This window comes from Cellulomonas sp. P24, from assembly GCF_024704385.1.
GTDB lineage: Bacteria > Actinomycetota > Actinomycetes > Actinomycetales > Cellulomonadaceae > JAJDFX01.
The window spans coordinates 4,012,126-4,024,704 of the sequence record NZ_JAJDFX010000002.1 but is presented as its reverse complement, the minus strand read 5'-3'; the positions used below and the strand labels follow the sequence as shown (position 1 = coordinate 4,024,704).

Sequence of the window (12,579 nt, the reverse complement as noted above, 5' to 3'; positions counted from 1 at the left end):
CGGTGGCGTCCACGGATCAGCGCGTCTCGTCCGAGGCCGACCGATTGCCGGCTCTTCGCGGTTGAGGGTGTAAGTGGAGGCGGAGCCTTCTGACCGGTCGCTGCGACGAGACGCTATGCGCGGGAGAGGACCTCGACCAGCTGGTCCACCGTGGGGGAGCCACCGACGCCCTGCGGTGTCCGGTAGAGCCGGCACGAGAGTCCGACCGACGCGCCTGGCTGGGCGAAGGGGTCCTCGCCGTCGATGAGGACTGACGGGGAGCCGTGGAAGCCCCAGTGCTCGGCTTGCTCGGGGGTGGTCACGAGGACCTTCTCCACCTCGACTGGGCGGCCCAGGGTCTCGAGCGCTTCGCGGAGGCGCGTGTCGGCTACCTGCCAGTTGGGGCAATCGTCGAAGTAGAGCAGTTGGATGCGCATGCCTCCATCTTGCGCTGTTGCGGCACTGCCACCGTCATCCCAGGGCGCGGCTCTTCGTCACATCGCGATCGAGGGGCGGCGGCTCGGCCACCAGGTGGAGGTCGAGGTCTCCCGAGGGTAGGAGTTCTCACACTGCCCATCGGGAAGACCTCGACGTGCCTGACTACCTTCGCCTGGCCTGACCTGACCACGCTCGCCCGCCTGGACGAGCTCGGCTCGGAGGTCCTCGGGCAGCGCCTCGAGCCGGACCGAGCGGCGCCGGCCTGCAGGGTCACCGAGCCGGACCAGTGGTGCCGGCGCCGTCGCTGCGAGGGCAGCGTCCGGGACACGGTCACGCGCGAGCTGGCCCACGAGCCGCTGGGCTGGCGCCCGACGACCCTGCTGGTCACGGTCCGCCGCCACCGGTGCACCGGGTGCGGTCACGTCTGGCGCCAGGACACCACGGCGGCTGCCGATCCACGCGCCAAGCGGTCCCGTCGGGCGCTTCGCCAGGTGTCTGAAGGGCTGGTGGTCGGTCACCTCATGGTCGCCCGGATCGCCGAAGCGTCAGCGGTCTCGTGGAAGACAGCCAACGACGCGGTCCTGGCCGAGGGCCGCCGGGGCCTGATCGACGGCGCCGCGCGCTTGGGCGGCGTCGCGGTGATCGGGGTCGACGAGCACGTGTGGCGCCACACCCGCCGCGGCGACAAGGTCACCGTGATCATCGATCTCACCCCGATCCGCGACGGCACCGGACCCTGCCGCCTGCTGGACATGGTCCCGGGCCGCTCCAAGCGGGCGTTCATGACCTGGCTCGCCGACCGCCCTACGAGCAGGCGCGAAGACGTGGAGGTCGTCGCGATGGCCGGGTTCACCTGCTTCAGGACCGCCACCACAGAGGAACTGCCCGAAGCGACCGCGGTCATGGTCCCGTTCCACGTCGTCCGCCTCGCCGGCGACGCCTTGGACCGCTGCCGGCGCCGCGTCCAGCAAGACCTCCACGGCCACCGCGGCCGCGCCGGTGACCAGCTCCACCACGCCCGCCAGACCCTGCACACCGGCGCCGACCTGCTCACCAACCGTCAGCATCAGCATCAGCGGCTGAACGCCCTGTTCGGCGTCGACGAGCATGTCCAGGTCGAGGCCACCCGGGGCATCCACCGGCGCATGATCGGTGCCCACCGCGAACCCGACCGCGCCGAGGGCCAGCAGCTCACGAGCAACCTCATCGACCCGCTGAGCCGCGGCGTCCGCGCTGCCCTCACCGAACTCATCGCCCTTGGCCGGACCCTGAAGAAGTGCGCGGCCGACGTCCTGGCCTACGTCGCCCGACCCCGCACCGGCAACGGACCGACCGAGGCGATCAACGGGCGCCTCGACCACCTGCGCGGCTCCGCCCTCGGCTTCCGCAACCTCGCCAACTACATCGCCAGATCGCTGCTAGAGACCGGCGGGTCTGGACCGCGATTTCACCCTCGTCCGTGATGAGCCCGATTGCCGCGGTCCGCAGATCGCTGCGTGTCCGAAGCCCACCGCATGAGCGATCACGGCGATCGCCCTTCGGTTCGACAGTCGCGAGTGGCGTGTGGACAGCGTCTTCGTCGTCGTGGCATCGCGCTATCCGATGTCGCATTCGGAGCATCGAGGCGGGGTCTGCGGCCGGAAGCGGTCAGCGCCGGAGAGGCTACAGCTCATTCGGTCGGGTGTGGCGGGGCAGGACCAGGGAGGCGGTGGTTCCGCCGCCTGGGGTGTCGGTGAGGGTGGCGTGGCCGCGGTGTGCGGTGGCGATCTGTTGGACCAGGGGCAGTCCGAGGCCGTGCCCGGGTTGGGAGCGGGCTTCGTCGGCGCGCCAGAACCGGTCGAAGGCACGTCGTTGCTCGTCGGGCGACATGCCGGTTCCGGTGTCGGTGACGCGGATCGTGGCGGTGTCGGGGCCGTGGGTGAGCGTGATGGTGATGGTGCCGGTGGTCGGGGTGTGCCGGATGGCGTTATCGATGAGGTTTCCCACGGCGCGGGCGAGGAGCTCGTGTGAGCCGGTGACGAGCACGTCGTCGGTGTCCTGGATCGTCGCGGTGGGCCGGTCGGGCCCGCTCTGACCCGCTCGCGCGAGGGCCGCTCTGGCAACGGAGGCGAGGGAGAGGACCTCGAACGCCTCGGACAGCTCGGCCGATGAGCCGCGGGCGAGGAGCAGGAGGTCCCCGGTGAGGGTGGTGAGCCCGGCGACTTCGTCCAGTGCGTCGTCCAGGACTCGCACGTACTCCGCGGGGGTGCGTGGGCGGCTCAGTGCGAGCTCGATTTCGGCCTGCAGGATGCTCAACGGGGTGCGGAACTCGTGTGAGGCGTCATCGACGAACCGTTGCTGGGCGGTGTAGCTGGCCTGCAGTGGGCGCAGGGCGCGCCGGGCCATGGCGTAGCTGAGGAAGGGGACGACGACGGCGAGCACGGCGAAGCACAGGACGAGCCCAGTACGCAGGTGCGCGAACCCGGCGTCGACCCCGGTGACGGCGGCGGTCCCGTCCCCGCGGACGGAGTCGTAGTCGAACGTGCCGGTGACGAACGCGTACACCCCGATGGCGACCAGGGCGTACAAACTGAGCTGGATCGCCGTGTAGGTGAGGGTGAGTCGCAGGACGGTCCGGCGCACGATCATGAGTCGGCCGCGATCAGGTAGCCGTAGCCGCGCCGGGTCTCGATGACGTCCGGCAGCCCGGGTTGGGCGAGCTTGACGCGCAGGTAGCGGATGTAGGTCTGCACGACGTTGCTCATCCCCTGGTAGTTCGCGTCCCAGGCGTGGTCGATGAGCTGGGTGGAGCTGACCACGTGACCGGCGTTGCGCAGCAGGTACTCCAGGACCGCGTACTCCTTGGCGGTGAGGGGAATCCGCTGCCCGGCTCGGGTGGCGCTGCGGGTTGCGGGGTCCAGGGCGACGCCCTGGGCGTGCAGGACCGGTGGGTCTGCCCGGGGTGCGCGTCTCATCAGGGCCCGTACGCGGGCGAGGAGCTCGGCCAGGTGGAACGGTTTGACGAGGTAGTCGTCGGCTCCGGCGTCCAGGCCTTGGACCTTGGTGCGGGGTGAGTCCAGTGCCGTGAGCATCAGGACGGGCACGTCGGTGCTGGTGGTGCGGATCTGGCGGCAGACCTCCATGCCGCCCCCCGGGGTGCCGGGGAGCATCAGGTCGAGGATGACCAGGTCGTAGGTCTCGATCTCGAAGGCCTCCAGGGCGGTTGGTCCGGTATGGGCGACGTCGACCGCGTATCCGGCCTCGCCCAGCGCCCGGCGCACGACGTCTGCCAGGCGGACGTCGTCCTCGACGACCAGGACCCTCATGCGGCCATCATCCTCGATGCGCGATGCTCCCCGGGTGTCATGGGTCAGTCGACCTTCTCACCGGTTCCGGGGGACTTCGTGGCGGTGGCGGTGGCGATCTTGGCACCGGTGGCGGAGACCTGGATGGCGAAGTCGACCTGATTGTTCGACGTCCGGTAGATGCTGAAGGTGTTCTCGGGGTAGTGCCCGGGGTCGGTCTTGTTGTCGAAGTACACCGTCGAAGACTGTCCGGCGGACAGGATCAGTCCGGTGAGCTTCTCGTAGTAGGCCTCGGACTTTCCGGTCTTGGTGTCGGTCATCGTGTAGTAGACCTCGAACCCGGTCAGTGGGGTCGTGCCGGTGTTCTTTAGGGTCAGCTCCAGGCGGTCGGCGATGTTCTTGTTCGTGGTCTGGTCGATGTTGTTCTCGGCTGCGGCGTAGGTGATCGACAGGGTGGGTGCGGTGGCGGTGTTCACGATCGGGTCGCTGGATACCGGCAGCACCACCGACGCAGGACCCGAGGTGAACGTCAGTGGTGTGGGCGAGGATCCGCACCCTGCCAGGAGCAGGGCACCGCTGAGGGTGGCGATGGCGACGATGGCGGTGCGGTTCATGACTGCCTCCGAAGGAGAGTGCGACGGGTGGTGGCGAGGACGGCGAAGCCGGTGGCCAGGGCGAACCCGGCCAGCAGCGACAGGGAGTTCGCGAGGGTCTTGGTCAGGACCTGGGCGACGGGGAGCTGGTTGAAGGTGTCCTTGATGCCGAGCAGGGCGAACGTGAGCCGTTCGACGTGCTTGGTGACGGAGGACAGCTCGAGTCCGTTGCGGACCGCGTCGTAGGAGGCGAAGTGCGCCATCACGGCGTGCTCGTCGGCCTTGGCGATCTGCAGGCTCTTGAAGAGCCCGCCGGGGACCTGGTTGTCGGGGTCCATCGTGTCGCCGATCTGGGGGACGACGAGGACGACCACCAGCCACAGGACCAAGACGATGATCAGTCCCGTGGTCGGTCTGCGGGTCACCGATGCCATGGCCATCGCCAGGCAGCTCCACAGCACCAGGTAGAACCAGGCCGCTGCACCTGTCAGGGCCAGTCGGGCGAGATCGACCGGTTGCAGGGGTGCGTTGCCGACCAGCACGAGCGCGAGGGTGACCGCGACCAGGATGCCGCCGACCGCGACCAGCCATGCGCTCGCCAGTGCGAGGACCTTGCCTCCGGCGACGGCGTGGGGACCCACGGGGCGGGTGAACAGCAGCTCGATGGTGGCGCGCTGCTTCTCCTTGGCGATGACTCCGTACCCGGCGACGATCGCGAACAGGGCGCCGATGACCTCGATGTACTCGACGCTTCCGCGCAGCAGCTGCAGGGGGAACAGCTGGGGTGGTGCGGCGGTGAGGGTGCTGCTGGAGGCACGCAGCGCGGCGACGTATTGGTGGTACTGGTCGATGCTGACGCGGAACTGGGCCGCCTGGACGAGCACGGAAACGGTCGCGGCTACGGCCAGGAATCCGAGCAGGACGAGCAGGAGGCGGCTGCGGCGCAGGTCCAGGAGCTCTTTGCGCGCGACGACGAGGGTGCTAGTCACGGAGGTCTCTCCTGAGGACGTCACGCCGGGTCCGCAGCAGCACCGCGAGACCCAGGGCGAGGAAGGCGATGACGGTGGCCAGCGCCGGGATGGCGCCCCCCGTGGGGCTGGTGCCGAGCAGGGCACCGGAGATGGTCTTGAACTGCTCGGTCACCGACAACGGACCGAGCAGGGTGTGCACGACCGAGAACCCACCACCGGTGGTCACGATCGACGGCACGGGGTTCAGCAGGGAGACCGGCAGTGCGGCGGTGCCGAGCTGGGGAACGACGAACACGATCACGCTCCACACGACGATCGGGCTCAGCACCGCTGAGGTCTGGGTCCGGGCGTAGAGCCCGGAGATCATCCCCATCACGACAAAGCCCATCAGCAGGATGCCGGCGACGGTGTAGAACCCGGCGAGGCGCAGCGTGGGGCCGACCCCGAGCGGGTGGTGAAGGATCACGGCGATGCTGACCCAGGTCACCGCCGCCGCAGCCGCCAGAATCGTCCCGAGCAGCGCCGCGAGACCGGTCACCTTCGCTGCGAGGTACACGCGCACGTCTACGGGCCGAGAGAGCAGCAGGTCCACCGTGTGTGACCGGCGACTGCGCAGCAACGAGGTGGCTCCCAGGACGATGGCCAGCAGCGCACCGATCAGGATGACGTAGATCACGACGTTCTTGGCATAGGCCAGGGGTGGTGCACCGGTGAACGGATTCGGTGCGTGGGTCAGACCCGCGTCGGTGGTCTGCTGCCAGACGCGGGTCACGGTCTGGTTCGTGAGCCAGCCGATCAGGCTCGACACCGACACCATGGCCAGGAACACCACCAGCAGCGTGTGGACCGTCCGTTCGCGCCGTGAGCTGACCAGCTCGTGGCGTATCACCGCGCCCCAGGACCCAGACACCCCCCCTCGGCGGGCTGCGCTCGAAGGTCGCGGCGTGGCAGGTGGGTTCGGTGCCACCGGTGGGGCCGGGGCGCTCATGCGGCCCTCTGGGACTCGATCTGCAGGTAGATGTCCTCCAGGGACTCCTCCCCGGGGAACGCGCGCGTGGTTTCCTCCATTGACGCGTGGTACGCGAGCTCTCCAGCGCTCAGGATCCCGATCGAGGTGCAGGTGCGCGTGACCTCGGCGAGCAGGTGGGTGTTCATGAAGATCGTCATGCCGAGGTCGCGGTTGAGCCCGACGATGATCTCGCGCAGGTTGCGTACTCCTTGCGGGTCCAGGCCCGACGTCGGTTCGTCGAGGAACAAGATCTGCGGTGAGTGCACGATCGCCTGGGCGATCCCGACCCGCTGTCTCATCCCCTTGCTGAACGTGCCGACGCGCTCGTGGTCGTGGCCGGTGAAGTCCAGGTACTCCAGGACCTCTCGGATGCGCCCGTCCGGTCGGCGCAGCCCGGACAACCGGGCGAAGTACCGCAGGTTCTCCACCGTCGTGAGGTTGTCGTAGAACTGCACGTTCTCTGGCAGGTACCCGATCAGGCGCCGGACACCGTTAGGGTCACGTGCACCGTCCAGCCCGCCGATGCGCAGGGCCCCTCCGGTGGGCTCGAGCAGCGTGGTGAGCAGGTTCACGGTGGTCGTCTTGCCGGCGCCGTTGTGCCCGAGCAGTCCGAAGATCTCCCCCGTGGCGACCGTGAGGTCCAGGTGGCGCAGGGCGGGTTTGTCGCCGTAGGACTTGCTCAGTCCCTGAGTGTGGATCGCCGCGTCAGTCATGATCGCCACGCTAGGAGCGGTGACCTGAGACCAGCGTGAGAGAGCTCATTGGTTCCACAGGGCGGGTTCGCCGCGCGCGCGACGTTCATGGCAGGTCCGGTCCGGTGTGTTCTGGTTGGCCGTGCGAAGGTGCCCGCTGATGGCGCCGGCCGTCAGGGGTGGCTCAGTCCCAGGCGCGGGTACAGGACGCGGAATCCCTTCTCCAGGCCCCCGTCGAGGGCACCGGCGCCGTGGCCTCCGTTGAGGATCTCGTGGAGGGTGACGTTCATCCCGGCTGCACTGGCGGCGGCGGCGACCCGTTTGACTCCGGGGATGTAGGAGGTGTCGTCGGTGGACACGGTGAAGATCGCTGTGGTGTCGGGGTAGTGGTGGTGGGACAGGATCGCGACCGGCTTGTGGGCGTCATAGGCGGCCTGGTTGCCGGCGAAGATCTCCGTCAGGGTTCGGGAGGCATGCTCGGCGCCTGGGTACTCCTCACCGGAGATGTCGAGCACGTTGCCCCACAGCTCGGGGTGTGAGGCGGCGAAGGAGATGGCGCACTGGCCTCCGTTGGAGTAGCCCGCGATCGTCCAGCTCGCCCGGTCGGTGCGGATGTTCAGGTGGGTCCGCGCCCAGGCGACGACATCGGTATTCGCGTACGTCGCCACGTGTCCATAGCGCGCGGTGTCCAAGCACAGCGTGTCGACGGTCGGGCTGCCGAGCTGGTCGGCGACGATCACGATCGGGGCAAGTCCGTGGTTCACCGCCGCGTATCGGTCGAGGGTAGCGGCGATGGAGTGCGGGTCCGGGTTACCCGGTTGCCCCATGAGCAGGACGACGAGAGGGAGAGCAGGGGGGTTGGTCGTCAACGCGGCAGGGGGGAGGTAGATCCCGGCTGGGCGTGCTGCGAATCCCGAGACGGTCCCGGGAATGACCGCGGTGCCGATCGTGCCGTGGGTCGGGGTGCCTGATGGGGCGTGCCAGCTTTGCCACAGCGGGGCCGGTGACGCCGACGGTGCCGAGAGGTTGGCGCGTGCGACGGCTGGGAGCGTCACCGGCCGGTCCGCGGTGAGCCCGAGCACCGCACCCACGGTGGGGTTGAGTCCATAGATCGCGTTCACCCCGAGCACCGTGGTGAGCACTACCGTGATCGCACCCGCCAGGGAAACGGCCTTGCGGCGCAGCGTCGTGCGACGCAGGTTCACCGACACGAGGCCGAGCACGGCGAAGCAAGCGACCACCCAGGCGCGGGTGCTCCACCCCAGGGGTGTGCCGAACATGTCGACCGGCTTTTCGACGACCCACAGCACGAGGGCGCCGGTGAGCCCACCGGCCGCTAGCGCTCCGGGTGCAAGTGCCCACCAGCGCGGGGCGCGGCGAGCCGCCAGGTAGAGGACGCTGAGCGCGCTGAGCGAGTACGCGGTGACCAGCACGCCGGGTGCAAGGACGGGAAGGCGCAGGAGCGACCCGGTCAATGCGCTCATCGAAGGAAGACCTCTCCGGCCGCGCCTGGGGTCGCAGAGGGTTGTGGAGCGGGGATCGGGGTGCTGGTCTGGTCGGTCATCGGGTGCTCCCATGGGTCGAGCTGGCCGTGGGTGGAGGCCGTCGCAGTCCGTGGGGTGCACGGACGTGTCGACGCGGTAGAGCCGGGCGGGCGGGTGCGTGTCGAGGCGGGTCGGGCGGTGCGCGGGCGTCCGAGCACGATGGTTCGCACGACGCGCAGCAGCATCCTGGGCGATGCGTGCGGGACGTAGGCGCGAGCGACCGCCCGGCCGATCGTGGGCAGGGAGGCGGCGTCGGCGTAGATGAGGTACATGGGGCGGAACTGCGGCGTGAACTTCGCCTTGAACCGCAGCAGTGACCGGAATCCGTATACCGGCTCAAGGCGGGTCCCGACGCGGTCCAGGAGCCGGTCTAGCACACCGGCCCCGCGTGGGGCGTCCGCGTCGCGCGAGTGGTCGGTCGTTGCTTGCTCGTTGGCGCGCGCGAGTGGTGCACCGGACAGGCTCAGGATGGTGTATCCCTCCTGCTGGAGGTCCAGGGCCGCGCGGGCGATGAGGAGCTCGCTGCTGTGCGCGAACGCGCCCGTGCGTCGCCGCATGACGTCCAGCGTCCATCCGATCACGTCACCGCCCTGGAAGATCGGCAACCACGACGCGACCGCGTGCACCAGTCCGGCGTCGTCGACCACGACCTCGCAGCGCACGTGCGGGTCATCGAGCTGGTCGAGCCCGCCGAGGGTGAAGCCCATCTCGGGCAACGACTGCTGGGCGACCCAGTCGTGGGAGATTGCCCGGATCTGGGTGGTCGTGGTTCGCGAAGCTGTGCGGTAGTCGAGCCACTCGACGTGCACGGCCTCACGGTCCGCCCGGTTGAGCGCGGTGCGTAGGTCCTGGAACTTCTTTCCCGTGAAGGCCAGCGACCCCAGTGGAAGAATGGTCTCCTCGGCGATCTGCACACTGTGCCAGCCCCGCTCGGCGCACAGGCTCTCCAGCTCGGCAGAGGCGGAGTAGAAGCACGGGATGGCGCCGATCGACTCACAGAATGCGGCGAACTGACGCACGGTGTCGGCGCGTTCGCACGGTGGGCCGACGGGGTCGGCAAGGGTCAGGGCGACCCCCCGCACGAGGCGGTAGGCGACGTAGCTGCGACCGGCGGGGCTGAACCAGTAGGTGTTGCCCGCCCACAGTCCCATCCACGCGAGAGAGCCGCCCCCGTGCTCGAGGAGGATCGCCATCGCTCGGCCGCGCTGGTCAGCGCCGGTGGGGGTCCATCGGAACGAGCGCAGGATGACGGCGGCGAGGCTCGCCCACAGCACGACTCCGGTCCAGTCGCCCAGTGCCTGTGCGACAGGTCCGGTCGGGACGAGGTCAGGAGATACCCCGACAGTGAGCACGGCGGGGACCAGGCGCAGCGGGAAGTCGGCCACGAGGGACCAGGGGGTCGGGGCGAGGGTCCACTGGCCGGCTGCCAGCTGCCCCACGCCCACGTAAAGGATGGCGGTTGCGGTCACCAGCGCGGCCAGCCTGATGCCGAGCCGAGCGGTTTCCCTGCGGGGTGCGGTGACTGCGAACAGGGCGCGCCGGAGGATGAGCATGACGGCGACCGCGGTGACCGGCACGAGGCTGGGCAGGACCAGCTGGGTGAGCATCAGGACAGGACTCTCGTCGAAGCGGTAGGCGATGGGCAGCGTCGGGCCGGCGTCGGTGAGGGTCAGCACGTAGTCGGTGACGGCGACGCCTGCGAGAGTTCCTTCCATGGCCAACGCGCCGACCCACGCCATACGTCGGCCCAGTCGTAGGCCATCGGCGAAGACCAGGAGCAGCAGCGCCGGCAGGATGGCCATGAGCGTTGCGCCCACGCTGGGGTGCAGGGTGGCGTGGCCGATCGCACACCCGGCTGTTCCCGGAGCATCGCGGCACAACGCCGCGACCACGCTCGGGCGCGCGTGGCGCACGTCTGCCACCAGGTAGCCCAGCATCGCGAACGGACCGGCAGGGGCGGGGGTGAGCGTCGCAAGCAGGGGGCCGAGACCGGTTGCTGCGACGACGACCGACGCCAGCACGCGCGCCTCGTGGACCGAGCCGACCGGACTTGCTCTCGGGCGGGCCGGGTGCGTGATGTGCCCGAGTACCAGCCCTGCCACCGTGGCCGCCAGCAGCAGGACCGCGAGGGCTCCCCCGTAGAACAGCACCATCGTGGCGAACAGTGCGAGACTGCCCACCCGGACCCGGCGCCTCCACAGTGTCGGCAGCGTCGCGCTCGCCACCAGCACCGCGCCGACCACCCCGAGCACGGGGCCGCCGTAGGCCATCGTGAGGAACGCCCGGGTCCACGCCGGGAAGAAGCCCCCGATGACCCAGGCGCCCAGGACGACCGCCCCCGCGGCCACGACGTGCGTGCTGAGCACGGCGAGCGCGTACCGGGCGGAGCCGAGGCGCCGCTCGGCGAGGACGCCGAGCGTGAGCAGGGTGAGGGTGCCCCACAGGTGCTCAAGGAGTCCCGGTGCCCATAGCAGCGAGGAAAGCACGGACAGCGGGTGGTCGAGCGAGCGGGCGCCGTGCAGCAGCATCATCGAGCTCGGGTGGCGTTGACCCGGGTGCAGCGTCCCCGTCAACCCGCCGATCAGCAAGAACACTGCGGTTGCCGCAAGACTGACCGGGCTGCGCCGCAGCGCCTCCCCGACCGGGGACAAGCGCGGCTGCCTGGGGTTGATCGCCGCGCCAGTCACACCGTGAACGCTAGAAGCGGTGACCTGAGACGAGCGTGAGAGAGCTCATCCGTTCCACAGCGGCAGGTCGACCTCGAACACCGCACCGGTGCCGGCCTCGCCGTCGAGCACCTGCAGCGATCCGCCGTGCGAGCGGGCGATCTCGCGGCTGATCGCCAGACCCAGGCCACTGCCGCCACGGTCGCGGGCCCGGGCCTCGTCCAGTCGGGTGAAACGCTCGAAGATGCGTTCGCGGTCCACCGGGGCGACCCCAGGTCCGTCGTCTCGGACCTGGACCACGGCCCGGTCACCGCGGCGGAGCAGCGCGAGGTGGACGGTGGAGGTGGCGTGCCGTTGGGCGTTGTCGGTGAGGTTCTGCAGGACACGGGCGAGCTGGGCGCGGTCCCCGCGCACCCTCAGCGCCGGCAACGGGTCGACAGCGACCTGGACCGTGCCGGTACGGCGCAGGGCGTCGGCTGCCTCGTGAACGAGGTCGTCAAGGTCGACCTCGTTGCGGACGACCGGGGCGTTCCCATCCAGGCGCGCCAGCAGCAGCAGGTCCTCCACCAGGCGGCGCATGCGGACCTGCTCGGCCTGGAGCTCGGTTCCGGCGACGGTCCACATGGCCAGCTCGTCGCGTCCCTGGGCGACCTCGAGCACCGCCTGCATGGTCGCCAGCGGGCTGCGCAGCTCGTGGGAGGCGTCGGCGACGAACCGGCGTTGGCGTGCGCTTGCCTCCCCGATGCGTTCGAGCATGGCGTTCATCGTCTGGGCGAGGCGGTACACCTCGTCGCGGGTCCGTGGGAGAGGAACCTGCGCGGTGACCTCGCCGGCGCCGATGGTCGCGGTCCTGCGTCTGATCTGCTCGAGCGGTGCCAGGGCTCTGCCCACACCTAGCCAGGTGATCAGTGCCACCAGCGCCAGCACGACCGGGAGGACCTCAACCAGCAGCGTGCCCGCACTGGTCACCGCGCGGTCGGCAGGGCCGAGGGACTGAGCGACGATGACCGTGTCGGTCCCGACCTGTGTGGTCAGGACCCGGAACCGGTCGCCGGCACCGATCGGTAGGCCCGCCGCGGTGTGGAGGGCTCCCCCCACCGAGGGCGCCACCAGCGCCGGCTCACCCTGGATGTTGCCGGAGGCCGCGATCACCGCACCGGTCCCGTCGAGCACCTGGACCACGCTGCCCTCGTCCTGCGCCGCGGGTACAACAGTCGCCAACGTGCCTGCCTGCACCAGTGCAGCGATCTCGTCGGCGCGCGTGCGCACAGACGCGTCGATACCCGTGGTCAGGGTTGTGCGCAGCAGGGCGACGAGCGCGAGACCGGCGAGGGCGAGAACGATCGCGACGGCCGCGGTCGCGTACATAGTGGTCGAGGTACGCACCCCTGGGCGGGGACCCC

General features: G+C 69.8%; 11 protein-coding genes. 1 reads left to right on the top strand and 10 read right to left on the bottom strand.

The features are described 5' to 3' along the window. Positions 1-113 precede the first annotated feature (113 nt). On the bottom strand, positions 114-416 hold the full coding sequence (locus LJB74_RS18780; RefSeq protein ID WP_259309954.1) for a thioredoxin family protein: 303 nt from the start codon (positions 414-416) through the stop codon (positions 114-116). A gap of 159 nt (positions 417-575) precedes the next feature. Between LJB74_RS18780 and LJB74_RS18775 the strand changes: the two genes are divergently transcribed. Beyond that, positions 576-1,880 (top strand): ISL3 family transposase, encoded by a 1,305-nt coding sequence (locus tag LJB74_RS18775; protein WP_259310414.1) that lies wholly within the window; start codon positions 576-578, stop codon positions 1,878-1,880. A gap of 199 nt (positions 1,881-2,079) precedes the next feature. Here the strand turns inward: LJB74_RS18775 and LJB74_RS18770 are convergent, their stop codons facing one another. From LJB74_RS18770 to LJB74_RS18730, 9 genes are all read right to left on the bottom strand, one after another. Next, positions 2,080-3,039 (bottom strand): HAMP domain-containing sensor histidine kinase, encoded by a 960-nt coding sequence (locus LJB74_RS18770; protein ID WP_259309953.1) that lies wholly within the window; start codon positions 3,037-3,039, stop codon positions 2,080-2,082. A 2-nt stretch (positions 3,040-3,041) separates the two neighbouring features. After that, on the bottom strand, positions 3,042-3,722 hold the full coding sequence (locus LJB74_RS18765; RefSeq protein WP_259309952.1) for a response regulator transcription factor: 681 nt from the start codon (positions 3,720-3,722) through the stop codon (positions 3,042-3,044). Between the two features lie 44 nt (positions 3,723-3,766). Further along, complete coding sequence (locus LJB74_RS18760) at positions 3,767-4,315, bottom strand: hypothetical protein (RefSeq protein WP_259309951.1); 549 nt, start codon at positions 4,313-4,315, stop codon at positions 3,767-3,769. Next, the gene (locus LJB74_RS18755) at positions 4,312-5,283 is read right to left on the bottom strand and encodes an ABC transporter permease (protein ID WP_259309950.1); all 972 of its coding nucleotides are present in this window, start codon (positions 5,281-5,283) and stop codon (positions 4,312-4,314) included. Before LJB74_RS18755 ends, LJB74_RS18760 begins: the two co-directional genes overlap by 4 nt. Continuing rightward, positions 5,276-6,154: an ABC transporter permease gene (locus LJB74_RS18750; protein ID WP_259309949.1), complete on the bottom strand. Its 879-nt coding sequence runs from the start codon at positions 6,152-6,154 to the stop codon at positions 5,276-5,278. The genes LJB74_RS18755 and LJB74_RS18750 overlap by 8 nt, the downstream gene beginning before the upstream one ends. A 95-nt stretch (positions 6,155-6,249) precedes the next feature. Continuing rightward, positions 6,250-6,987 carry an ABC transporter ATP-binding protein gene (locus LJB74_RS18745; protein ID WP_259309948.1) on the bottom strand — a complete coding sequence of 246 codons (738 nt, stop codon included), beginning with the start codon at positions 6,985-6,987 and terminating at the stop codon, positions 6,250-6,252. A gap of 152 nt (positions 6,988-7,139) precedes the next feature. Next, on the bottom strand, positions 7,140-8,450 hold the full coding sequence (locus LJB74_RS18740) for an esterase family protein (protein WP_259309947.1): 1,311 nt from the start codon (positions 8,448-8,450) through the stop codon (positions 7,140-7,142). Further along, a complete protein-coding gene (locus tag LJB74_RS18735) occupies positions 8,447-11,197 on the bottom strand; it encodes a bifunctional lysylphosphatidylglycerol flippase/synthetase MprF (protein WP_259309946.1) in 2,751 nt (916 codons plus the stop codon). The genes LJB74_RS18740 and LJB74_RS18735 overlap by 4 nt, the downstream gene beginning before the upstream one ends. 45 nt (positions 11,198-11,242) lie before the next feature. Further along, on the bottom strand, positions 11,243-12,544 hold the full coding sequence (locus LJB74_RS18730; protein WP_259309945.1) for a cell wall metabolism sensor histidine kinase WalK: 1,302 nt from the start codon (positions 12,542-12,544) through the stop codon (positions 11,243-11,245). Positions 12,545-12,579: the final 35 nt, after the last annotated feature.